Source organism: Bradyrhizobium zhanjiangense, assembly GCF_004114935.1.
Classification (GTDB): Bacteria; Pseudomonadota; Alphaproteobacteria; order Rhizobiales; family Xanthobacteraceae; genus Bradyrhizobium; species Bradyrhizobium zhanjiangense.
In genome coordinates this window covers 4001862-4024040 of the sequence record NZ_CP022221.1, presented here as the reverse complement: position 1 = coordinate 4024040, position 22179 = coordinate 4001862, and the positions used below count along the sequence as shown (strand labels likewise).

The window sequence follows — 22179 nt, the reverse complement described above, 5'->3', positions numbered from 1 at the left end:
AAAGCGGAATGCGAGACCGGCGGCCCCGGACTACGCGTCGGCTCCATCCGGGCTACGGGCTCCTAACTCACACACCCAAGTGTCTTGAGCCATTGACGCCGAACGTGTAAGGCGGCCCAAGTCCTACCTTGGTGCCCACTTGAACCCCCTCCCTCAAAATCCCATGGTCGCGTCCGGCTCGTTCGCGGCCATGAAGTCGGTGCCCTACCGACTCCAGTTCGTCGCCTACGTGCTGGCGATGATGGCCGACAATGTCGAGCATGTGATCAGCTATTGGGTGGTGTTCCAGAAATTCCATTCGCCGGCGCTGGCGGGCTTTGCGGTGCTGTCGCACTGGCTGCCATTCCTATTGTTCTCGGTCGCGGTGGGCGGGCTCGCCGACCGGTTCGATCCGCGCCGCATCATCCAGTGCGGCATGGTGCTGTTCATCGTCGCCTCCGCCGGCTGGGGCTTCTTCTTCCTCACCGATACGATCCAGATGTGGCACGCGATGCTGTTGCTGGTGATCCACGGCTGCGCCGGCGTGTTGTGGCAGACGCCGAACCAGCTGCTGCTCTACGACCTCGTCGGCCCCGCCGATCTTCCGAGCGCGGTGCGGCTGAACGCGATGGCGCGCTATCTCGGCATCCTGGTCGGCCCCGCCGTCGGCGGAATCATCATGCTCACGCTCGGCACTTCGCACGGCATCATCTTCAACACGCTGTTCTATCTGCCGATGCTGCTCTGGCTGTTCTGGGCACCGCTGCGCGACAAGAGCGTCGCCGTGCGGCGTTTCGCGGTGCGCGGCCTTGCCGACATCGTGCTGACCATCCGCGCCATCGGCACCCAGCCGGTGCTGTCAGCGATGACGTGGCTCGCCGGCCTCACGTCCTTCATGATCGGCAACGCCTATCACGCCCAGATGCCGGGCTTTGCCGGCGACCTCGGCCATGGCGATCCCGGCGTCTCCTACAGCGTGCTGCTCGCGGCTGACGCGGCTGGTGCGCTGCTCGCCGGCATCGCGCTGGAGTCCTGGGGACGCCTCAAGGGCACGCCGCGCACGGCGATCATGCTGGCGATGCTGTGGAGCGTGGCGCTCTTCGGCTTCGCCTCCGTGCGGATCTATCGTGCTGTTGTTCTGCGCGGGCTTCTTCGAGCTCTCGTTCAACACCATGGCGCAGGCGCTGGTGCAGCTGAACGCACCATCCGACATCCGCGGCCGCGTCGTCGGTCTCTACAACATGGCCGGACTCGGCATGCGGGCCTTCAGCGGCATCACCGTCGGGCTATCGGGCGCCGCGATCGGCATTCACTGGTCGCTCGGGCTCTCGGCGGTGGTGCTGCTGGCGCTGCTGGGTCTTCTATATCGGCGGCGCCTGCGAGCGGCTTGACTGGTCCCGCCCGGCGGCCTCGCCTGCCCGCCCTTGATGTGGCTTTTCGAGCGCATTGTGTCTGTCCGTTACCGGCGCGCCGATCCTAACGCGGCATTAACCCTATGCACCTTAGGGTCGTGCCGGACTCCGCCCGGGCGGGGGGTCGGGTGTTGGAAATGGCGTTAGCGAACAGAAAATTTCTTCCGGCCGCCGAAGAGCGTCGGCGTTTCCAGCGGGTGAAAGTGCACCTGCTCGGCCGCTACATGCTGCCGGACCGCCGTGAATTCCCCTGCCAGGTGATCAACATGTCGCCGGGCGGCCTCGCGCTGCTGGCCCCCGGCATCGGCAATGTCGGCGACCGCGTCGTCGCCTATCTCGACCATATCGGCCGGGTCGAGGGCAAGATCACCCGGATCATCGACAATGGCTTTGCCATGACGATCGGGGCAACGCCGAGGAAGCGCGACAAGCTCGCGGCCCAGCTGACCTGGCTCGCCAACCGCGACATCCTCAACCTGCCGGAGGACCGCCGTCACGATCGTATCGTGCCGCGCAATCCGATCGCGGTGCTGACGCTCGAGGACGGCACCAAGATGACCTGCCGCATCATCGACCTGTCGCTGTCAGGCGCCGCGATTGCCGCGGAGAACCGCCCGCCGCTGAAATCGACGGTTCTGCTCGGCCGGGTCCAGGGCCGTGTGGTCCGAAACCTCGAAGACGGCTTCGCCCTCGAATTCATGCACGAGCAGCCGGCCGAGACACTCGAAGAGAGCGTTACCGCGCGGTAAAGCGCGACGACGTCAAAACCACTGCATTTCCAGCCTCGAAGGCGGCCTCCGCGATGCGGACGCCGCCTTTTCGTGCGTTGCGACCCGCTCTACGCGAGTTAACGCGAGGGGTGCACGTGCGCGCAAACAACGGCTCCGCCAGCGTTTGCGTGTTAATAGATAAAATTTGAATCAATTGCAGTCATCTCAAATTTTATGAGAATTCGATTCAAGTATAGATCGAATTCGCCGCGCCTTTTACTTGCATTCGTCTCGACTTGACTTGGCTGACTTAGCGGCAACTCAAAAGCTCCGTGCGAAATGTGGTCCCAACAAGAAACGGGGGCCGCAATGTTTGACTTCAGGGGACAGGGGAAAGGGCTGGCGCTGGCCGCCATGCTCTTCGGGATCAGCGCGACAGCGCAGGCCGGCGAAGGCCGTCTGCTCTACGCGAGCCTCGGCGACACCACGCGTGCGCCGATCGGCTGGGTCGAGTTCTGTGCGGACAATGCCGCTCAGTGCAAGGGCGGGCCGACGCAGGCACGCGACATCGTGATGTCGCAGGCTGCATGGCGCGACCTCGTCAAGGTCAATCGCTGGGTCAACGAGACCGTGAAGCCTTTGACCGATCAGGAGCACTGGGGCGTGATCGAGAAGTGGTCGCTGCCGACGGACGGTTACGGCGACTGTGAAGACTACGTGCTGTTGAAGCGCAAGATGCTGATCGATGCCGGATGGCCGCGCGAGGCCCTGCTCATCACCGTCGTGCGCGACAAGAAGGGCGAAGGCCACGCGGTGCTGACGGTGAAGACCGACAAGGGCGAGTTCGTTCTCGACAATCAGAACGAGAGCGTCGTTGCCTGGACCGAGACCGGCTACCGCTTCGTCAAGCGCCAGTCGCAGAGCGATCCCAACGTCTGGGTCTCGCTCGGCGATACCAAGCCGGCGGTCTCCACCGCCAGCGCCAGAGATTAGGAACGAGACAACAGGTTACGCGACCCGGTCACATCCCCACCCCTCCCCGTCCCAGACCGGTTCGCGCGCGGCCAGCCATCCCCCAATGGCTGGCCGCAACTTTTTGAGGAATACGATCAGTCTTGTGCGGTCCGGCGAGACCAGGGCACGCGCGCCGCGGTGAAATCGCGCCACGTACTTTGCAAGGCGGGCTGCACGCCAACCGACGCGCGCGCCTGCCAGCCGGCGATCGCCGCCGCGGCGATGGCGCTGTCGGGCTCGGCATCGAGCCGATCCAGCAACGATGCCGTGACGACCATGTCGTTGAATGCGCCGAGTTCCTCCTGCAAACCGGCGAGCCTGCGGGCAAATTTTCTCGCAGACTTCCGATCGGCAAACAGCGGCAGCAGGAACTCGCTGAGATAGCGCAGCCGCTTCGTCGCGAGCCGCACCCGGTGCAGCTGTTCGATCGTGAGCGACTTGAAGCGGCGCCCGCGCTTGAGCACCTTGGCGTATCGCTCCGACAAGATGCGCTGCGCGAAGTTGACGGCGGGCTCGGCGAGCTGGCCGAGATCTTCGGCGGCGACGTCGTTGCGCCAGCCGCGTGTCTCGATCCAGCCGCCGAGGCCGATCAGGAACACGGCGCAGCGGCGGTCGGCGAGCGCATCATGCGCCTTGCGATAGGCGTCAGCCTGACGCCCGGCCGCGGCGCGGCCGAGCGCATCGAAGCCGGCGATCGAAGGACAGGCTTTTGCGATTGTCGGCAATGTCTCGAGCTGGAACACATCCCAGTCTCGCGCGGCGGAGAGATCCTGCGCCAGCCAGCGCGCCTCCGACCGCAACGCATCGAGATTGCTGAGCGCGCCGACCGATCGCATCAGGTCCAGCGCCGAGCGCAACCGGCGCAGCGCAACGCGAAGCTGATGGACGCCTTCCGGATTGCGGCCGTCCTCGGCGGCGGGCAGCGACTGAAGCAGATGATGGAAGCAGGAGCGCAGGATCGTCGCGAAGGCCTCGTCAAGGGTCACGGACGGATCGAGGCGAAGTTTCCGCGGGCGCCGTGCCGAGGGCGGCTTGCCGGCGGCAAGGTCGAAGCCACGCTCCGACTTGGTGCGGATGGACGGCTTCACCGCCCCGCGTTCCGCAAGCCGCAGCGCGACCTCATAGATCGCGCTTGCGCTGCCGCTCTTGAGCTCCAGCTCGATCTCGCTCACCGGCAGCGAACCATCGCCGGCCGTCAGCTCGCCCTGGTCGAAGGCGACTTCGACCGTGCCGGACGGCAGATCGACCATCCGCGCATGACGATGGACGTCGGCGGTGAAGACGGCTTCGAGCGGCCGCGCCTCGAGGTGGCAGCGAAGATTCTCCGGAATGAAAGGCATCGCCAGAGCGAGATCGGGCGCCAGCGACGGCACGCTCGCCTCCCACTCGCCGCGGCGCAGCGGATCGTCCGCGGCGTCAGTCTTCACGGTCTGCACGAAGCGCGCGCCGCTCTGGCGTACGCGCAAGCTAAGGCCGCTACGCCTAAGCGCGCGGTCGGGCGTGTCATAATAGACGGACTTGAGATGCTTGCGCGTGCCCTTATTGCGCGCGTTCGCCGTGATGACCGGCGCAGCGTTGAAATGCGCCATGCGATCGGCATCGACGAGAAGCTTGAGTTCGATTTCACCGGCCGAACGCGCGTCAACGCTCGACGGGGCTGGTTCCGGATCGGGCGTCGTCTCTTGCGATGACGTCTGATCACTCACGGCGTCCTCGATCCGAGGTTCTGCGCCTGGCCCGGCGGGTTCAATCTGCCTGAGGAAGCCGGCGACGACTTGCGTTCTCTTGTTGTCCTTTGGAGCAGGATTCCCATCCGGCGCGCCCGGAGTCTTGCGGGCCGGTGTTGAGTCTGACTTCAGCATTTTGGGGTACATGACAGTTCGATGACAGAGCGCGAGCATATAGCCGGCAAGCCCCGCGAGGAATAGTCAGGTTACGTCGCAATGCATCATCGTCCACATGCGACGCACATCCGCGAACCACAGCTCAGCGGCGGCGGAGGTCCTTAAAGGCCTGCCCGCAGCTTTTCGAGGGATTGCCGCTCACTCCGCGGCTTCGAGATTGACCGGCTTCTCCGCGCTCGCAAGCGGCGACACCGCCGGGCCATTGAGTGCGGTGCCGTCGGGCGCGAATTGCGAGCCGTGACACGGGCAATCCCAGCACTGCTCCAGCGCATTCCAGTGCACGACGCAGCCGAGATGGGTGCAGCTTGCCGAGTGCAGATGCAGACGTCCGTTACGGTCCCGGCAAGCGGCAATCTTCTTCAGGCCGCTGCGGACCAGACGCCCCTCGCCCGGCCGCAGCCGTTCGACGCTCGCCATCTCGCTCGCCGCAAGATATTCCGCAAAATTCTTCAGCGGCGTGATGTTCTCGCTGATGAACTCGCCGATGTTCTTCTGAATCTTCCGTGACGGAGCGTAGACTTCTTCCCAAGGGCTCGCGCCCGTCGTGATCAGATCCGTCACCAACAGGCCGGCGACGAGCCCGTTCGTGATCCCCTGCCCGGAATCGCCGCTGACGATGAAGAGATGCTCCTCGCCGGGGCTGCGGCCAATGAAGCCGGTGAAATCGACCGGCTCCAGCACCTGGCCGGACCAGCGATGGGTGACCTCGCTCAACCCCGTCAAGCGATCGCGTGCCCAGCGCTCGAGCGCGTCAAGGCGCTGTACGCCGTCGTTCGCTTCGCCCGATTTATGATCTTCCCCGCCGATGATCACGATATCCTCGTCGGCAGAGAACGGCTGGAGTCGGACATAATGATAGGGATCGAGCGTATCCCAATAGAGCGCATCCTCCAGCGCGCCGGCCGCAATCTTCGCGGCGAGCGCATAGGTGCGATAAGGCGCCTGCTTGGTGTGGATCGCCACCTGCACATTGACGGGCGAGTTCGTCGCGACCACCACGTCGGCAGCGTGGACCTCGTGGCCTGAGGCGGTCGTCACGACCATGTCGCCATGCTGTTGACGGATGCTCTCAACACAGGTGTCGGCGTAGAGCCGCGCCCCCCGGCGCTCGAGTGCGCTCGCCAGACCCGCGAGGTATTTGGTCGGGTGCAGGCGCGCCTGCCGGGCAAAGCGTAGCGAACGCACCTGGCCCTCGGCATGGAACGGCGTTGGCTCGATCCGGTTTTCGACCGGAATTCCGAGCTTGCGACAGCAAACCAATTCCTCGTCAAGTTCGGATGCGGGCGTTTCGGGCGACAGCACCCAGTAACCGTCGACGCGTTGAAAATCGCAATCGATATGCTCGGCAAGCTGGATGACCTCGGCGCGATCGATCGCGGCAGCGACGCTCTGATAGTAGTGCCGCGCACGGTCAGGGCCGCGCACCCTCACCAACTCGTCGTAGCCGTCGTCGAGCGCCGTTGCCAGGTGAGCGGTGGTGCGCGCCGTCATCCCACTGCCGATGCCGCCGCGGTCCAGCACCACGACCGAGCGTCCGTGGCTGGCAAGCTCATAGGCGACCGACATCCCGGCAATTCCAGAACCGACAACGACGACGTCCGTACCCACCGTACCGGATAGCGCCGGCGCGTCGGCAACCGAAACATCCATCCAGAGCGATCGGGTGTGCTCGTCCCGTACATTCATGACAGTACTCCTCGCAAGAAAAAACGAGGCGGCAGGAACAGGGTTCCTCCCCGGCGGCCGGCGAGCGGAAATCGCATTGAGACACCGCGTTCATTAGGAACCTTCATCGCGCTCGCGCTTGAAACGACATGAAAAATCCATCACCCGGAATGCGCAGGGCGTTACGTCAGGCTCAATTGTACGGACATCTGCTCGTCCGGAATGACAGGCTGTATTACCCAGGAGGCAATCATCCGATCTGCTCGATACAGCTTGCACGAGAGATGGTCAGGTCAGGATGGATGACCAAGCACGACGGCGAATACGAGATCACGCCTGACGGGCAGCTTGCCGCCGAGAGCGAGCTCAGCCGCTGATGCGGTCGCGCAGGTCCGGCCGCAACTTCTCCTACAGACTTTGCGATCCGTGCCGGTCAGGCGCCGAGCACGTCGACCAGCCGAAGCTCGTCGGCGGCGGGATCCTTCAAGAACAGCTCGGCCTCGATCTCGGTCAGATGCGACAGCATCTGCGCACGTGCCGCCTCTCTGTCACGCTTGCGGATCGCGGCGACGATGCCTGCGTGGTGATCGGTGCCGCAGGCCGGCGTGTCATGGCGGCGGTAGAGCAGGATGATGAGCGAGGAGCGCGCGATCAGCTCCTTGAGGAAGCCGAGATAGATGCTGTGGCCGCTCATCTCGGCGACGAGGCGGTGAAACTCGCCGGAGAGGCGGACCGAGGCGCGCGCATCGCCACGCAGCTCGGCCTCTCGCTCTTCAGCGAGATGGCGCTGGAGGCGATCGAGCCAGGCCGGCGATGCCGCATCGATGGCGTGATCGACGATGGTGGGCTCGATCAGGCGGCGCGCCTCGAACACTTCGCGGGCATCGGCGGGTGTCGGGCGCGCGACGAAGGCGCCGCGGTTCTTCTCGATATTGACGATGCCCTCATGCGCGAGCTGCTGGAGCGCGGTGCGGACCAGCGTTCGGCTGGCGCCGTAGATGTCGCCGATCTCGTCCTCGCCGAGCTTCGTGCCGGGCAACAGGCGGTGCTCGAGGATCGCCGCGGTCACGCCCTCCCGGATACGGCTGACGCGATCGCTAGCGTCCGGCGCGTCGGATTTCGGGCGGGTCTTGGCGGCCATGGTTGTAAGGCTCGATCGACAACGTTCCGCTGCGAATGTTAGTCGACGAGCTGTATCCAATCACAGGCGAAAGTTTATACAATCTTCGCCCGTTTTGTGTGCAGATGACTGCGCATGCGGCAGGCAGCCTGGCTGCGCCAGATTTGATCTAACGATCTGACTCCGCTGCACAGTTTCGAAAAATTGACCGGCCGAGAGCCGTTGGCACGGACCTTGCGGAGAGAGGCGGGAAGCATCGCCCTCCTGTCGGACACGCCATGGCCACTCCCGCCGCTCTCGAACTGGTTGCCGTCACCAAGCGCTACGACACGACGCTGGCGGTCGACAATGTCAACCTGAAGATCCCGGCCGGCACCTATTGCTGCCTGCTCGGCCCCTCCGGCTGCGGCAAGACTTCGACATTGCGCATGATCGCGGGTCATGAGGCGGTCAGCGAGGGCGATATCATCCTCGGCGCGCAGAACGTCACCGACCTCGAGCCCGCCAAGCGCGGCACGGCGATGATGTTTCAGTCCTATGCGCTGTTTCCGCATCTCAGCGTCATCGACAACGTCGCTTTCGCACTGAAGATGCGCGGCATCGACAAGCCGACACGCCACAAGCGCGCCGGCGAATTGCTCGAACTGGTGGCGATGAGCCCCTATGCGGGGCGCCTGCCCGCGCAACTCTCCGGCGGCCAGCAGCAGCGCGTCGCGCTTGCCCGCGCGCTGATCACCGAGCCGCAGATCCTGCTGCTCGACGAGCCGCTCTCCGCGCTCGATCCCTTCCTGCGGGTGAAGATGCGGGGCGAACTGAAGCGGCTGCAGCGCGAGCTCGGCATCAGCTTCATCCAGGTCACCCATGGCCAGGAAGAGGCAATGGCGCTCGCCGACCATATCGTGGTGATGAACCACGGCCGGATCGAGCAGCAGGGCACGGCGCGCGACATCTTCCACCATCCCCGCACCGAATTCGTGGCGCGCTTCATCGGCGGCCACAACGTGCTCAGCGACGCCGGCAAGCTCATCGCCGTGCGCGCCGATCAACTCGGCATCGTCCCGTTCACCGACGGCGCCTTCGGCGCGCCGGCGCTGCTGACCCAGACCGAGTACCAGGGCTCCTACGTCGCCGTCTCGCTCACGCTCGACGACGGCACCGCCCTGTTCTCCCACGTTCCCGAAGCCAGCTTCGACGTCCACCCGTTCCGTCCGGGCGATCGCGTGCTGGCCACCTGGGATCCCGCCAAGGCGCAACGCCTGCAATAGCGCCGATCGATCACTGGAATGCGCAACAGAGGAGTGACTGATATGACCGAGACCACCAGGACGAAGGGCGTCAGCCGCCGCACGCTGCTCAAGGGCACCGCGGGTCTCGCCGGCCTTGCCGCCGGCTCCGGCGCCATTACCGGCTTCCCCTATGTGAAGTCGGCCGACGCGAAGGTGCTGCGCTATCTCGGCACCGCCGTGAACGAGGGCGATGACATCTCCAAACAGTGCCTGAAGGATACCGGCATCAAGATCGAATACATCACCGCAACCACCGACGACGTCACGAAGCGCGTGATGACCCAGCCGAACTCCTTCGACGTGCTGGACACCGAATATTTCTCACTGAAGAAGATCGTGCCGTCGGGCAACATCCTTGCCCTCGACGCCAAGAAGATCAAGGAGTTCGACAACATCACGCCGGTCTTCACCAAGGGCGAGACGCCCGGCGGCAAGAAGATTGGAGGCCAGGGCACCGCGCCCTGGAAGGTGCTCTATCTCGAAGGCAAGGACTCCAAGAAGTTTGCGACGTCGGCGACCGAATTCGTGACGCTGATCCCGACCGTCTACAACGCCGACACGCTCGGCATCCGTCCCGACCTGATCAAGCGGCCGATCAGCTCGTGGTCCGAGCTGCTCAATCCCGAATTCAAGGGCAAGGCCTCGATCCTCAACATCCCCTCGATCGGCATCATGGATGCCGCCATGGTCGTGGAAGCCACCGGCAAATACAAATATGCCGACAAGGGCAACATGACCAAGGAGGAGATCGATCTCACCATGAAGGTGATGACCGAGGCCAAGAAGGCCGGCCAGTTCCGCGCGTTCTGGAAAGACTTCAACGAGAGCGTCAACCTGATGGCTTCAGGGGAAACCGTGATCCAGTCGATGTGGTCGCCGGCGGTGACCAAGGTGCGCTCGATGGGGATTGCCTGCACTTTCCAGCCGCTCAAGGAAGGCTACCGCTCCTGGGCCTCGGGCTTCTGCGTCTCCAAGGGCGTCTCGGGTCCCAAGCTCGACTGGGCCTATGAGTTCGTGAACTGGTTCCTGTCCGGCTATGCCGGCGCCTATCTCAACCGCCAGGGCTACTACTCGGCCGTGCTCTCCACCGCGAAGGCCCACATGGAGCCCTACGAGTGGGCGTACTGGATGGAGGGCAAGCCGGCCGAGAAGGACATCAAGGCGCCCGACGGCTCGCTGCTCGAGAAGGCCGGCGCCGTGCGCGACGGCGGTTCCTATGAGGACCGCATGGGCGGCGTCGCCTGCTGGAACGCCGTGATGGACGAGAACGACTACATGGTCCGCAAGTGGAATGAGTTCATCGCGGCGTAATGGATATGTCGGAAGAAGTCCTGCAACAGGCATCCCCGGGCTTGATCCCGGGGTCGGGCACAGCGCGCGCCGCGAAAGCGACGCGCCTGTCGCCGTCCTTCATCTCCTGGCTGCAGGCCGGACCGATGATGCTGGTGTTTCTCGCCTTCTTCCTGATTCCGCTGGTGTTCGTCGTCATCGTCTCGTTCTGGGATTACAACGAATACCAGCTGCTGCCGGCCTTCTCCGGCCGCGGCTATACCGATACGTTCGAAGGCTGCGTCGCGCAGCTCCCCGATCTCTGCACCATCGGCAAGACCTATGTGAAGACGCTGAAGCTCTGCTTCATGGTCTGGGCCATCACGCTCTTCATCGGTTTCTGGGTCGCCTACTTCCTCGCCTTCCACGTCAAGTCCAAGACCTGGCAGATGGGATTGTCGCTGCTGTGCACCATCCCGTTCTGGACCTCCAACGTGATCCGCATGATCGCCTGGATTCCACTGCTGGGACGCAACGGCCTGGTGAACTCAGGCTTGATCAAGACGGGCCTGATCAACCATCCCTTGGAATGGCTGCTGTTCTCCGAATTCTCCGTGGTGCTGGCGCTGGTCCACCTCTTCACCTTTTTCATGGTGGTGCCGATCTTCAATTCGATGGTGCGCATCGACAAGTCGCTGATCGAGGCCGCCTATGACGCCGGCGCGAGCGGCTTCCAGACACTCGTCAACGTGATCATCCCGCTGGCAAAACCCGGCATCGTGATCGGCTCGATCTTCGTCATCACCATCGTGATGGGCGACTTCATCACCATTGGCGTGATGGGCGGCCAGCAGATCGCCGCCGCCGGCAAGATCATCGAGACGCGGGTGAATGCGCTGCAATTTCCCGCCGCCGCGGCCAACGCCGTGATCCTGCTCGCGATCACCTTCCTGATCATCACCATGATGTCGCGCATCGTCGACATCAAGAAGGAGCTCTAGAGCATGAAGGAAGGACGTCCGCGCTCTTTCTACGTGCTCGCGATCTTCTTCGCGGCCTACGTGCTGTTTCTCTATGGGCCGATGATCGCGATCTACGTGCTGTCGTTCCAGGGTCCGCAAGGCGGCCTCACCTTCCCGATGAACGGTGTATCGACGTTCTGGATCGCAAAACTGTTCCAGGGCACCGGCATCGTCGATCTCGGCGCAGCCTTCCGCCGCTCGCTGCTGCTTGGGGTGATCGTGATGATCGCCACCGTCGTCCTGTCCGTCGCCGCCGGCATGGCTTTCCGCAGAAAATTCAAGGCACAGAGCATCCTGTTCTATTCGGCGATTGCGAGCCTCATCGTGCCCTCGATCATCACCTCGCTCGGCATCTCGCTCGAATTCCGCATCATCGACGATCTGGTCAAGGCGCACTGGAACGAGAATTTCGAGACCTCGATGGGTCTGCTCACCTCCGGGCTGGGCGCGCACCTGACCTGGACGCTGCCGTTCGGCCTGCTCATCATGTTTGCGATCTTCAACCGATTCGACCCCAGGCTCGAGGAAGCCGCGCGCGATCTCGGGGCGACGCCGTGGCAGACCTTCCGTCACGTCGTGCTGCCGATCATCCTGCCCTCGGTGATCGGCATCGGCCTGTTCGGCTTCACGCTGTCCTGGGACGAGCTCGCGCGCTCCAGCCAGGCGATCGGCGCGGTCAATACATTGCCGCTGGATCTGCAGGGCCTCACCACCACGGTGACCAACCCCGACATCTACGCGCTCGGCACCGTGATCTCGGCAGTGTCGTTCGCGGTGATCACGCTTGCGCTCGGCACCATCCACATGCTCAACAAGCGGCAGGCGGCCAAGGGCTCGGACGCCGGCAAGGGACTCGTCTGAGAAGGGACTTGTCTGATCCGATGCGCCTTCACGTCGTCAATCCCAACACCACCGCGTCGATGACCGCAAAGATCGCCGCTGCGGCGCGCAGCATCGCCCTGCCCGGCACCGTGATCGATGCGCGCCAGCCGGCGATGGGCCCGGTCTCGATCGAGGGTTTTTACGACGAGGCCTTCGCCGTGCCCGGCATGCTCGGCTGCATCCGCGAGGCTGATCGCGACGGCGCGGATGCGCACATCATCGCCTGCTTCGACGACACCGGCCTCGACGCAGCGCGTGCCGCCGCCAAGGCACCGGTGGTCGGCATCGGCGAAGCCGGCTTCCACATGGCGAGCCTGATCGCGGCGCGTTTTGCCGTGGTGACGACCCTCGGTGTCTCCATCGTGCCGATCGAACACAACTTGCGGAAATACGGCCTCGCCGAGCGCTGCGCCGGCGTCCGCGCCGCCGAGGTCCCCGTGCTCGCACTGGAGGAGCGCAACGCCGACGCCATCGGCAAGATCTCCGCCGAGATCTCGGCCGCGATCCGCGACGACCGCGCGGAGGCGATCGTGCTCGGCTGCGCCGGCATGGCCGATCTCGCCAGCGAGCTCGCCGCCACGTACGGCCTGCCCGTCGTCGACGGCGTCGCCGCCGCCGTGACGCTGGCGGAATCAGTAGTGCGGCTGGGACTGACGACGTCCCGCCTCGGCCCCTATGCGAGGCCTCGGTCGAAGACCTATTCCGGGACGTTTTCGCCGTTTCAGCCCTGATCCGTGCCCCTTAAGAGGCCTTCGGAGGCCCTAAGGTCTCCTGATTGCTGGTTTTTTTGTCCTTAGCCTCTTTTTGGTCCTATTCCTTGCCGAAACGTAAGGCTTTCGGGACGCCCCGGCGACCTCTGGTTGCCGGCCTTCGCCACGCACCAAGTTTCAATTTGGGCTTTGTTCGCGATGATCGATCTCGCACAGGACACACCGTCCACCCCCCTGCTTCGCCTCGGCGGCCAACCGATCGCGCTGACCGCCGCCGCACTTCTCCTGCTCATCGCCGGCGTGACCTCGATTGCGGTCTGGCGCGCCTATACTGGAGCGGCACCGGAGACCGATCGGGTGGTGGCATCGCGGCTGCTCCAGGCCCGCACGGCACAGGTGTCCGAGCAGCTGGTCGAGAAGACCAAGGGGCTGGAGGCGACTCAGCAGGAATCGATCGACCAGCTCCAGGTCGTGCAGGATCAGCTCCAGACCATGAAGCGGCTGATGGCAGCGCAGCAGGCCGACACCAAGCGCCTGTCCGAGCAGGTCGCGACGCTGAACGAGTCCATCGATAGCTTGCGGCAGTCCTTTGCCAGCGCCCGGGCCACCGAGGCTGAAACACCCTCGGTTACCCGCAGGAAACCGGCGCGGCAACGCGTCCACGCCAGCGCGCGCAAGCGTTCGCGCGGCTGAGCCGATCCCAGCGCGATTGGAACTTTATTTTCGCCACTTGTGAACTGGATCACATTCGCCCGTGTGATTCCGCGCCATCCTCGCGGTTACCGGATGGCGTAAGCCGATTTCAATGTCCGGGGCTGGCAAGGTCGTTGACGGTATACTGCGTCAACGGCCTTGTTCTTTGATGGGCCCAGCTATTCGCCAAGGATGCTATTCGCAGACATCCACGCGGCGGTATCGCCATCCAGCTGGCGTCATGACCCGCTTCCGAACGACGTAGCAGCCGCCGTAACCGTCGTCGTAGCCGGCACCATAATAATAGGGGCTGCCGTAATAGGGATAGCCATAACCATAATAAGTGCCGTAGTAGCCGGCGCCGGCAAGGCCCGCCCCGATCGCAACGCCCGGCCAGAAGCCGCCGCCATGCCAATGGCCGTGCCCGCCATGGCCCCAGCCACCATGGCCGAAACCGCGCGCCTCGGCCACGTGCGGTGCCGACAGCCCGACCGCCGCGATGGCCAGCGTCGTCATGATCATCTTGCCTAACATCACTCGATCCTCCGCGTGGACACGCTCCACGCTTCAAAGCAGGATCAAGCTAATGTCGCTTGGGCATTCCTGACAGCCACATTGTCTCAATTCCGCGCGAGCGTCAGCAGCCGCGGCAGATGCTCTTCATCTTCTTGTCGAGCAGCCGGTTCTCGGCATTGACGGTGGCGTCCGCGGCGCCCGAGCCGGTGCCGATGGTGGCACCGGAGCCCGGACCGGATGATTGAGCCGTCCCCAGGCTGTTGGTCCCGGGCGGCGGAGCTGGCGAGTTGGTGACGCCCCCCGTCGGTCCCGCAGAGCTTCCGGTCGAACCCGCAGAGCCTCCGGTTGATCCGGCAGAGCCGCCGGTCGCCTGCGCGAACGAGGTGGCCGGCATCGCCGTGAGCGCGAGGATCACCATCATGGTCTTGATTGCGGACGATCTGGCAGACATCGGAAATTCTCCCTTTGCCGGTCAACCGCTGCGGCGAGCACCTGTTCCGGAACAAATGCCGTCAGGTCAGCTTGAAGGCGAGGAGGCCAAATCACGATGACCGATCGCGATCCTTTTGCTGAAGGCGAGCGCGCCGCGCGCGAAAGCATCCCCGCCGAGGCCAATCCTTACCTGGACGGTAGCGACGAGCACGCACTATGGGCCGCCGGCCACGAGAAGGTTGCGGGCGCGACCGAAGCGCGCGAATCCGAGGGACCGCGCGGATCGTAGGGACCGCGCGGATCCGAGGGACACTGACGCTCCCCCCTCCGGATGGCGCGATCCGGTCACTATGCGGCCGCCACCATGCTCTCGGTCCGGTCCTCGACCATGGTCACGAACATGTGGGACTCTTCGTCGGCGCCGCCGATCTGAACGCGGCGGGCGGAGATCACACGGCGGCCGCGCGCGGGATTGTCGATGGTATCGACGATCGGCTCGAGCTGCTGCTTCTGCCCAGCAGCTGCTGGTCGCGCCGCTCGATCAGTTCGGCCGCCTCCACGGAGAACAATTCCCGCGCCGTCTTGCCGATGATCTCGCCACGCGACATGCCGATCATCTTCTCGGCGGCTTTGTTGACGAAGACGTAGCGCAGATTGCACGCGTCCTTGGCGATGATGCCCTCGGCCACGTTCTCGATGATGGTCGCGAGGAAGCGCTCCATCCGCTCCAGGATACGCTGGCGCTGGCGCTGCTCGGTGACGTCCTCCTGCACCGACACCCAACCGCCGCCGTCCATCGGCCGCTCGTAGATCTTGATGATGCGGCCGTCGTTGAGGGAGATCTCGTAGGCCGTCGGCTCCCGCCTGGCGATCCGGTCGCGCACCGCCCCGACATATTTCGTGACGTCGCCGCTGAACAGTCCGCTCTTGACTCGGTGCTGGAGGATTTCCTCGAGCGTCGATCCGGGCTGGATCGTCTCAGGCAGATTGTAGATCCGCCGGTAGTTGGCGTTCATCGCCACCACGTTGGCTTTGCCGTCCAGCATGATCAGGCCCTGCGGCATGCTGTTGATCGCGGCGGAGAGCTGCCACTTCTTGGCCTGGTACTTGTCGTTGAACTTGTCGCGCTCGGTCATGGCCGCGTCGCGCGCCTGGGCGGTGCCGAGCTCGAGCTCCTCGAGCTCGAAGATGCGCGCCACCGCGTCGCGGAAATTCTGCACCGCGCGCGCAAGATGCCCGATCTCGTCGTGACGGCGCAGATGCGGCACTTCGCTCTTGACGTCGCCCTGCGCGATCCGGTCAGTCGCCTGCGTGATCTCGGCCAGCGCGCCGACCACTGATCGCCGCATGACGATGACGTTCAGTCCCGCAAGGATGAGCGCCGCCAGCCCGAGCGCGAACAGATAGGCGGCAGCATAGCGGTTCTCGTTGGCGAGCTCGTCCGCCTCGCGAGCGCGCTGATGGTAGATGCGCTCGAGCGCCTCGATACCGCTGTTGAGCTTACTGCGCACTGTCCGGTTGGCGTCGTTGTCGCCCCATTCGCGCGCCGCGGCCGAGCTGATCTCCACTCCGCGCCGCACCAGCTCCTGACGGAAGTCGATGAACTGCGTGATCCGCTGCCGGAAACTCGCGAACAGTTCGGCATCGTCGTCGCCGACGTCCTTCTCCATGCTCTTCACGGCCTCGGCCAGCTCACGGTTGCGACGCAAGAGGCCGTCCGCGAACTGCTTCATCTTGCCGTGATCGGCCGTCATGTAGATGCCGCGCGACTCCATGACGATCGCATAGATCAGCGCTTTGATGCGACCGACGTTGATCGCCGCCGCAGCCGAGGACGCATGCATCTGACGATAGGTCGTCTGCAAGCGCACCGACTGGATCGACATCACGAGCAGGAAGGTGGTGACGATCGCCAGGAAGCCGGCGACGCTGTAAACCTTCTCCACGACCGTCAGCGTGTCGGCGCCGCGAACAAAACGAACGACTTTCTTCAGAAATTTGGTTCCGGCTCCGAAGCCGGATCCCAGCGCCGTCGCGTCCATGGCGCCGCTCCTCCTGGTTGAAAACGCTCAACGATAAGCGTGATCGCGCTAGCGGAGGATTAAAGGGCCCGCCTGTATTTTTACGGTACGGAACCATTGCCGTGGGGGCTAGGCACAGCCGGCGGGCATCTCAGCCGATCCGCTTCAAGCCCTTGTTGAACCGCGGACCGTTGGCCACGTAGAACCTCGCCGCACTCCCCATCTTCTGGACCTGGGCGTCATCGAGCGTGCGGATCACGCGCGCCGGCGAGCCGATGATCAGCGAGCGCTCGGGGAACTCCTTGCCCTCGGTGATGACGGAGCCGGCGCCGACGATGCTGTTGCGGCCGATCTTCGCGCCGTTCATCACGATCGCGCCCATGCCGACGAGCGCGCCCTCCTCGATGGTGCAGCCGTGCAAGATGACGTTGTGGCCGACCGTGCAGTTCCTGCCGATGACAAGCGGAAAGCCGAGATCGGTGTGGCAGGTCGAGCCGTCCTGCACGTTGGCGCCCTCGCCGATCTCGATCCACTCATTGTCGCCGCGCAGCACCGCGCCGAACCAGACGCTCGCGCCCGGCTTCAGGCGCACCCGGCCGATCACGGTGGCGGTCTCCGCGATGAAATAATTGCCGTCGGCGGGAAGGTCGGGCGCCTGCCCGTCGAGCTCGTAGATCGCCATGGAGGTCTCCTGTCAGGACGATCCTGGCATAGCGAAACGGCGGCCTGGACGCAAAGGGTCGCCCGGCCGGGCAGCACTGAACGCGCCGGAGGCGTCAGCCCAGCACGCCGGCTGCGCGCAGCGTCATCAGGAAGAAGGTGCCGCTCATCATGCTCCAGAAGCCGGCGATGAGGGTCGCCATCATCACGAACTCGGCGCGGCGGCTTTCCACGCGCATGCCGCGCAGCGTGTTGCGCATGATGATGAAGGGCGCCGCGAAGACCAGGAACGGCACCGCCGCGAAGGTCTTCGGCGCCACGCCGTCCTGTAACAGGCCGAAGCCGGCGGGACGCTGCGCGACCGCCTGGTATCCGTTCACGAGCGCGCCCGCGAGCGCGAAACCGATGCAGATCGAGAAGAAGGTATTGAGAGCTTCAGGTGTCATCGGAACGGTCCGCCCTTACGCAACGCTGGCACCTTTCCTGTGACAAATAGTGCCGGTTAACGCTACATTATCCTTAAGAGAAGGTTAACGCCGCCTCCCGTCCGGCGCAGGGCTCTCCCCCTTTCCCGCAGCCGGGGGCGCTGCGCGAAATCGCCGCCACATGGCATATTCGCCGCTGATTCGTCGGCCAGCGGCCGACTTCGGCTTACCTTGCGTTAGCTCATGACGGTGTTTTCGGCAGCCTCCTCTCGCTCTCCCCGCACGCACACCCGCGCGCACGTCGTCCCGATCGTGCTCAGCGGCGCGGCTGCGGCGTGCGCGGTGGCGCTCGTCGCCTATTTGCTGTGGCCGACCTGGGGCACGCGCGGTGCGAACGCCCCGGACAAGCTGCCGGTGAGCGTCGGCGGCACGCTGTTCAACCTGCCGACATCGGCGATCCGGATGAAGATCCAGCGCCACACCGGGCCGCAGGAGCGCATCGATCTCGACTTCCTCTATCCCTCGCTGGAGCCGCCCGGCGCACCGAAGCACGTCACCGCCGACACGGTGGAGGCGACGGTGCAATCGATCGATCGCATCTTCCTGTCGATCGCGGCCCATCACGATGCGCTCGCGCCGGAGCAGCGAACAGCCACGATCTATCCGCGCTATCTCGACCAGGCCGCAACCCAGCCCGAGGAAGGCCTGACGATGCGGATGTTCCGCGCTGACACCCCTTACGGCAGCGAGGACCTCTATTCCGCCGCAAGCCCCGCGCTGAGCGCGCGCTGCACCCGCGATGCGTCGACGCCCGGCATGTGCCTCTCCGAGCGGCGCGTCGGCGGCGCCGACCTCACCTTCCGCTTTCCGCGGAGCTGGCTGTCGCAGTGGCGTGACGTGGCGGAGGCAATGGAGAAGCTGACGGCGCAGCTGCGCGGGCCGCGGAGCTGACAGTCATCGCAGCTTGCGGGCTGTAGCCTCCCGACAAAAAATCTCGAAAACAACCCCATGCACAATAGCCAAGCATCTGCCGCATGGAGCATTTTCGTATTTTACGAAATCCACCTTGACCCGTCGGGCAAAACAGGAGCATGATGGCATCATGGCGATGGCGGATTTGAATGACGCGCCAACCTCCCGGCGCCCAATTGCTTTGGCGCGAGCGGTTGGGGTTTGACGAGACCGGCCAGATCGCTCTGATCCTGTTGCCCCTGACGCCGTCCTCTGACGGAAGCCTCAGTCCCGGCCCTTCTGCGCCCGATACAGGCTCGGCGTCGTCCCGACCGCCTTGCGGAAGGCGCGGTTGAAATTGGCCTGCGATGAAAATCCCGCGGCATAGGCGATGTCGACCAGCGGGCGATCGCTGGTGGACAGCAGCCGCTTGGCCAGATCGAGACGCTGCCGGCTGACATATTCATGCGGCGCGCTACCTGTCGCCGCCTTGAAGCTGCGAGAGAAATGCGCCGGGCTCATGCACGCCACCGATGCCAAATCCTTGACCGTGAACTCGCGCTCGACGGATGCATCGATGAACTCCGTCACGCGCGACAGCCGCTTGGCGTCGAGTGGCCGCTGACCGGCGTTGATTTGCCGGAGCCTGACTGCAGTTGCCGAGTAGGTATGCACGAGATGGGCTGACAACGCGCGCCCGAGACTTTCGATCAGGAGCCGGCCGGTGGAGGTCTCCTGTTCGAGCTCCTTCAGGATCCGGTCAGCAACGTGCTCGATGAACATGTCCTGATCGATGGTCTCGTAGCGGATCGAGATACCCGAGGGATCGATGTCCAGATCCCGGAGCATGGTGTCGTCGAACGGCTTGCCGGGGAGAAAGAGATGCAGGCATTCCTGCATCTGGTTCTCGACACGGATGAAGTCTTCGCGGATGCCGGCCGGGCAGAGCCAGACGGTGCCCTTTCGGCCGAAGGTGCGCTGCCGCATGCCTGCGCCTTCGCGATCGACGACCGAGCTGCCTCGTAGCAGGATTGCAATCTCGGTGTCGCGCGGCAATTGCGGCGGAAGATCGCCTGGCTCATGGCTCCATCGCTCGGCCAAAAGGTGTCCCCACCGCCGGTCGTTGGACGTCTGAAGCATTCTGCCGGTAACATATTTATCGACAGAATTGCCGAGCATACCCATCGGAAATCTCCGCCAGATCACGCGATGTGTGGGTAGAAAGGTATTGCCGGGTCCAGCAATTAGCATGCCAGACATCCGGCCGGCCGTCCACGGGCCGAGAGCAGTCCGGGACAACAAGACCGCACATTTTGAAAAGCCAGGCCGCGCCCGCCGGCCGCATCCTTGACCGACTTGAATCGGGAAGCGGAGAGACCCATGGCCCGGACCACGGTAATAGGCGCGTGCCCCCACGACTGCCCGGACACCTGCTCCATCCTGACCACGGTCGAGGATGGCAAGGCCATCGCCGTCCGGGGCAATCCCGATCACCCCTTCACGCGCGGACGGCTCTGCGTGAAGGTCAACAACTACGAGGAGCGCGTCTACAGTGACAAGCGCGTCCTGTATCCGCTCAAACGCGTCGGACCGAAGGGCACCAAGCAGTTCCAGCGGATCTCCTGGGAGGAAGCGCTCGCGACCATCGCCTCGCGCTGGACATCCGTCATTGCCGAGCACGGTGCGCAGGCGATCCTGCCCTACAGCTATCTGGGCACGCAGGGCATCATCAATGGGCTGAACGTCGGCGATCCCCTCTTCAACAAGCTCGGCGCGACGGTTCTAGAGCGCACCTTCTGCGATTCCGCCTCATGCACGGCGTACATGATGACGATCGGGCACACGCCGGGCGTCGACCCCGAAAGCTTCGTGCACTCGAAATACATCATCCTGTGGGCCTGCAACACACTGAGCACGAACTCGCATCACTGGCCGTTCATCGAGCAGGCGAAGAAGGCCGGTGCCAAGCTCGTGGTGATCGATCCCGTCCGCACCCGCACCGCACGCCTCGCCGACTGGCATATTCCGATCCGTCCCGGCACCGATGCTGCGCTGGCGCTCGCGATGATCCACGTCATCATCAAGGAGAATCTGGTCGATCGCGACTATGTCGACAAATACACCGTGGGCTACGACGAGCTGGCCGCGCGGGCGTCCAGCTACACACCCGAATTCGCCTCGCAGGAAACCGGCATTCCCGTCGACGACATCGTCAAGCTGGCGCGGGAATATGCGACGACACCACCGGCCGTCGTGCGCATTGGCGTCGCCGTCGAACGGCATGCCGGCGGCGGTCAGACCGTGCGCGCGATCGCCTGTCTTCCGGGACTGATCGGTGCCTGGAAGCATGTCGGCGGCGGGCTGCTCCAGCTCCCGATCTGGGCGTTCCCGGTCAGATGGGACGTGCTGATGCGTCCCGATCTCCAGCCGGAGAAGATGCGCGTGCTCAATTCCTGGCGCCTTGGAGCGGCGCTGACGGGCGAGCTCGGCTTCGATCCGCCGATCAAGGCGCTTTTCGTCTACAACGCCAATCCAATGGCGATGGTGACCGAACAGGGCAAGCTCGAAAAGGGATTAGAACGCGAGGATCTCTTCACCGTCGTCAGCGAGCACTTCCTGACCGACACCGCCAAATACGCCGACATCGTTCTGCCCGCGACCACGCAGCTCGAGCAGAAGGACATCATGTTCTCCTGGGGGCATCTCTATCTGTCCTACAACAACCAGGCGATCGCGCCGCTCGGCGAAGCCGTGTCCAACACCGAGCTGTTCCGCCGGCTCGCGCGCGCGATGGGCATCACCGACCCGGCCTTCTTCCGGAGCGACGACGAGATCATCGAAGCCTCACTCGACTGGAGCAGCCCGGTGCTCGCCGGGATCACGCTCGACGGCATCAAGGCCAAGGGCTATGCGCGCCTCAACATGCCCGCGCCGGCCGACTGGGCGCCGCACGCGAGGGCAATTTTCCGACCGCATCAGGGAAGTGCGAGTTCAGCTCGACCATCGCCGGCGGCGGCAACTTCGTGGTGCCGCTGTTCCGCCAGGGCTACAATGGCGATCAGGACGCCGCGCCAGTCGATCACCTGCCCCACTACATCCCGCCGAACGAGAACCCGCGCACGGCGCCCCTGCTCGCGACGCGCTATCCGCTCAGCCTGATCTCGCCGAAGAGCCACGCCTTCCTGAATTCGAACTACGGCAACCTGCCGGCACAGACCGCGCAGGCGGGCGAGGAACAGGCAGTGCTCCTCAATCCGGACGATGCGGCACAGCGTGGCATCGTCGCGGGCGCGCCCATTCGCGTGTTCAACGACCGTGGCGCGTTCGAGGCCTTCGCGACCGTTTCGGCCGACGTCATGCCGGGTGTGGTGGTGGCGCCGTCCGGCTACTGGCAGCGATCCAATCGCAAGGGCGCGACGGTTCACGTGCTGACGCCTCCCGCCTTCGCCGACCTCGGCCGTGCCCCGACATTCTCGGACATCCTCGTTCAGGTCAGCGGGGCCTGACG

19 protein-coding genes and 2 pseudogenes are annotated in these 22179 nt (G+C 64.4%); 12 read left to right on the top strand and 9 right to left on the bottom strand.

Annotation, left to right across the window (positions count from 1 at the left end; all coding sequences use genetic code 11):
• Window positions 1-163: 163 nt before the first annotated feature.
• The 3 genes and pseudogenes from XH85_RS18905 (at window position 164) to XH85_RS18895 (ending at window position 3094) form a co-directional block, all read left to right on the top strand.
• A pseudogene (locus XH85_RS18905) lies at window positions 164-1370 on the top strand (MFS transporter).
• A gap of 158 nt (window positions 1371-1528) precedes the next feature.
• Window positions 1529-2140, top strand: a complete 612-nt coding sequence (locus XH85_RS18900) for a PilZ domain-containing protein (protein ID WP_091889429.1) — start codon at window positions 1529-1531, stop codon at window positions 2138-2140.
• A gap of 330 nt (window positions 2141-2470) precedes the next feature.
• Window positions 2471-3094: a transglutaminase-like cysteine peptidase gene (locus XH85_RS18895; protein ID WP_164939481.1), complete on the top strand. Its 624-nt coding sequence runs from the start codon at window positions 2471-2473 to the stop codon at window positions 3092-3094.
• 116 nt (window positions 3095-3210) lie between these two features.
• Here the strand turns inward: XH85_RS18895 and XH85_RS18890 are convergent, their stop codons facing one another.
• The 3 genes from XH85_RS18890 to XH85_RS18875 all read right to left on the bottom strand — a co-directional run bounded on the left by XH85_RS18890 (window position 3211) and on the right by XH85_RS18875 (window position 7825).
• Window positions 3211-4977: a CYTH and CHAD domain-containing protein gene (locus XH85_RS18890; protein WP_128933010.1), complete on the bottom strand. Its 1767-nt coding sequence runs from the start codon at window positions 4975-4977 to the stop codon at window positions 3211-3213.
• A 180-nt stretch (window positions 4978-5157) separates the two neighbouring features.
• Entirely contained in the window at window positions 5158-6705 is a 1548-nt protein-coding gene (locus XH85_RS18885; RefSeq protein ID WP_164940792.1) for an FAD-dependent oxidoreductase, read from the bottom strand.
• A gap of 412 nt (window positions 6706-7117) precedes the next feature.
• A complete protein-coding gene (locus XH85_RS18875; protein WP_128933009.1) occupies window positions 7118-7825 on the bottom strand; it encodes a GntR family transcriptional regulator in 708 nt (235 codons plus the stop codon).
• A gap of 257 nt (window positions 7826-8082) precedes the next feature.
• On the opposite strand from XH85_RS18875, the gene XH85_RS18870 reads away from it, so the two are divergent.
• From XH85_RS18870 to XH85_RS18845, 6 genes are all read left to right on the top strand, one after another.
• Window positions 8083-9069 (top strand): ABC transporter ATP-binding protein, encoded by a 987-nt coding sequence (locus XH85_RS18870; protein WP_128933008.1) that lies wholly within the window; start codon window positions 8083-8085, stop codon window positions 9067-9069.
• Between the two features lie 42 nt (window positions 9070-9111).
• Complete coding sequence (locus XH85_RS18865; RefSeq protein WP_164940791.1) at window positions 9112-10401, top strand: ABC transporter substrate-binding protein; 1290 nt, start codon at window positions 9112-9114, stop codon at window positions 10399-10401.
• Complete coding sequence (locus tag XH85_RS18860; protein WP_128933006.1) at window positions 10401-11360, top strand: ABC transporter permease; 960 nt, start codon at window positions 10401-10403, stop codon at window positions 11358-11360. The genes XH85_RS18865 and XH85_RS18860 overlap by 1 nt, the downstream gene beginning before the upstream one ends.
• A 3-nt stretch (window positions 11361-11363) precedes the next feature.
• Window positions 11364-12242: an ABC transporter permease gene (locus XH85_RS18855; protein ID WP_128933005.1), complete on the top strand. Its 879-nt coding sequence runs from the start codon at window positions 11364-11366 to the stop codon at window positions 12240-12242.
• A gap of 20 nt (window positions 12243-12262) precedes the next feature.
• A complete protein-coding gene (locus XH85_RS18850) occupies window positions 12263-12994 on the top strand; it encodes an aspartate/glutamate racemase family protein (RefSeq protein ID WP_128937329.1) in 732 nt (243 codons plus the stop codon).
• Window positions 12995-13171: 177 nt separating this feature from the next.
• Window positions 13172-13666 carry a hypothetical protein gene (locus XH85_RS18845; protein WP_128933004.1) on the top strand — a complete coding sequence of 165 codons (495 nt, stop codon included), beginning with the start codon at window positions 13172-13174 and terminating at the stop codon, window positions 13664-13666.
• 195 nt (window positions 13667-13861) lie between these two features.
• Here the strand turns inward: XH85_RS18845 and XH85_RS18840 are convergent, their stop codons facing one another.
• Window positions 13862-14200 (bottom strand): hypothetical protein, encoded by a 339-nt coding sequence (locus tag XH85_RS18840; protein ID WP_128933003.1) that lies wholly within the window; start codon window positions 14198-14200, stop codon window positions 13862-13864.
• Window positions 14201-14303: 103 nt separating this feature from the next.
• Complete coding sequence (locus XH85_RS18835) at window positions 14304-14633, bottom strand: hypothetical protein (protein WP_128933002.1); 330 nt, start codon at window positions 14631-14633, stop codon at window positions 14304-14306.
• 96 nt (window positions 14634-14729) lie between these two features.
• Here XH85_RS18835 and XH85_RS45180 point away from each other — a divergent pair, with 96 nt between their 5' ends.
• Complete coding sequence (locus XH85_RS45180; RefSeq protein ID WP_164940301.1) at window positions 14730-14903, top strand: hypothetical protein; 174 nt, start codon at window positions 14730-14732, stop codon at window positions 14901-14903.
• Window positions 14904-15063: 160 nt separating this feature from the next.
• Here the strand turns inward: XH85_RS45180 and XH85_RS45940 are convergent, their stop codons facing one another.
• From XH85_RS45940 to XH85_RS18820, 3 genes are all read right to left on the bottom strand, one after another.
• Window positions 15064-16656 carry a PAS-domain containing protein gene (locus tag XH85_RS45940; RefSeq protein WP_245473505.1) on the bottom strand — a complete coding sequence of 531 codons (1593 nt, stop codon included), beginning with the start codon at window positions 16654-16656 and terminating at the stop codon, window positions 15064-15066.
• 130 nt (window positions 16657-16786) lie between these two features.
• Window positions 16787-17317 carry a gamma carbonic anhydrase family protein gene (locus tag XH85_RS18825; protein ID WP_128933001.1) on the bottom strand — a complete coding sequence of 177 codons (531 nt, stop codon included), beginning with the start codon at window positions 17315-17317 and terminating at the stop codon, window positions 16787-16789.
• 94 nt (window positions 17318-17411) lie between these two features.
• Window positions 17412-17741: a DUF6949 family protein gene (locus XH85_RS18820; RefSeq protein ID WP_091889455.1), complete on the bottom strand. Its 330-nt coding sequence runs from the start codon at window positions 17739-17741 to the stop codon at window positions 17412-17414.
• A gap of 222 nt (window positions 17742-17963) precedes the next feature.
• Here XH85_RS18820 and XH85_RS18815 point away from each other — a divergent pair, with 222 nt between their 5' ends.
• Window positions 17964-18671 carry a hypothetical protein gene (locus tag XH85_RS18815; RefSeq protein ID WP_128933000.1) on the top strand — a complete coding sequence of 236 codons (708 nt, stop codon included), beginning with the start codon at window positions 17964-17966 and terminating at the stop codon, window positions 18669-18671.
• 285 nt (window positions 18672-18956) lie between these two features.
• On the opposite strand, the gene XH85_RS18810 is transcribed toward XH85_RS18815, so the two are convergent.
• A complete protein-coding gene (locus XH85_RS18810; RefSeq protein ID WP_245474153.1) occupies window positions 18957-19856 on the bottom strand; it encodes a helix-turn-helix domain-containing protein in 900 nt (299 codons plus the stop codon).
• Window positions 19857-20051: 195 nt separating this feature from the next.
• Between XH85_RS18810 and XH85_RS18805 the strand changes: the two are divergent.
• A pseudogene (locus XH85_RS18805) lies at window positions 20052-22177 on the top strand (molybdopterin-containing oxidoreductase family protein).
• Window positions 22178-22179 lie beyond the last annotated feature (2 nt).

Bases quoted from the DNA above. Each gene is read 5' to 3' on its own strand.
- XH85_RS18900 (WP_091889429.1), top strand. From the start codon at position 1,529: ATGGCGTTAGCGAACAGAAAATTTCTTCCGGCCGCCGAAGAGCGTCGG.
- XH85_RS18895 (WP_164939481.1), top strand. From the start codon at position 2,471: ATGTTTGACTTCAGGGGACAGGGGAAAGGGCTGGCGCTGGCCGCCATG.
- XH85_RS18890 (WP_128933010.1), bottom strand. From the start codon at position 4,977: ATGCTGAAGTCAGACTCAACACCGGCCCGCAAGACTCCGGGCGCGCCG.
- XH85_RS18885 (WP_164940792.1), bottom strand. From the start codon at position 6,705: ATGAATGTACGGGACGAGCACACCCGATCGCTCTGGATGGATGTTTCG.
- XH85_RS18875 (WP_128933009.1), bottom strand. From the start codon at position 7,825: ATGGCCGCCAAGACCCGCCCGAAATCCGACGCGCCGGACGCTAGCGAT.
- XH85_RS18870 (WP_128933008.1), top strand. From the start codon at position 8,083: ATGGCCACTCCCGCCGCTCTCGAACTGGTTGCCGTCACCAAGCGCTAC.
- XH85_RS18865 (WP_164940791.1), top strand. From the start codon at position 9,112: ATGACCGAGACCACCAGGACGAAGGGCGTCAGCCGCCGCACGCTGCTC.
- XH85_RS18860 (WP_128933006.1), top strand. From the start codon at position 10,401: ATGGATATGTCGGAAGAAGTCCTGCAACAGGCATCCCCGGGCTTGATC.
- XH85_RS18855 (WP_128933005.1), top strand. From the start codon at position 11,364: ATGAAGGAAGGACGTCCGCGCTCTTTCTACGTGCTCGCGATCTTCTTC.
- XH85_RS18850 (WP_128937329.1), top strand. From the start codon at position 12,263: ATGCGCCTTCACGTCGTCAATCCCAACACCACCGCGTCGATGACCGCA.
- XH85_RS18845 (WP_128933004.1), top strand. From the start codon at position 13,172: ATGATCGATCTCGCACAGGACACACCGTCCACCCCCCTGCTTCGCCTC.
- XH85_RS18840 (WP_128933003.1), bottom strand. From the start codon at position 14,200: ATGTTAGGCAAGATGATCATGACGACGCTGGCCATCGCGGCGGTCGGG.
- XH85_RS18835 (WP_128933002.1), bottom strand. From the start codon at position 14,633: ATGTCTGCCAGATCGTCCGCAATCAAGACCATGATGGTGATCCTCGCG.
- XH85_RS45180 (WP_164940301.1), top strand. From the start codon at position 14,730: ATGACCGATCGCGATCCTTTTGCTGAAGGCGAGCGCGCCGCGCGCGAA.
- XH85_RS45940 (WP_245473505.1), bottom strand. From the start codon at position 16,656: ATGGACGCGACGGCGCTGGGATCCGGCTTCGGAGCCGGAACCAAATTT.
- XH85_RS18825 (WP_128933001.1), bottom strand. From the start codon at position 17,317: ATGGCGATCTACGAGCTCGACGGGCAGGCGCCCGACCTTCCCGCCGAC.
- XH85_RS18820 (WP_091889455.1), bottom strand. From the start codon at position 17,741: ATGACACCTGAAGCTCTCAATACCTTCTTCTCGATCTGCATCGGTTTC.
- XH85_RS18815 (WP_128933000.1), top strand. From the start codon at position 17,964: ATGACGGTGTTTTCGGCAGCCTCCTCTCGCTCTCCCCGCACGCACACC.
- XH85_RS18810 (WP_245474153.1), bottom strand. From the start codon at position 19,856: ATGGGTATGCTCGGCAATTCTGTCGATAAATATGTTACCGGCAGAATG.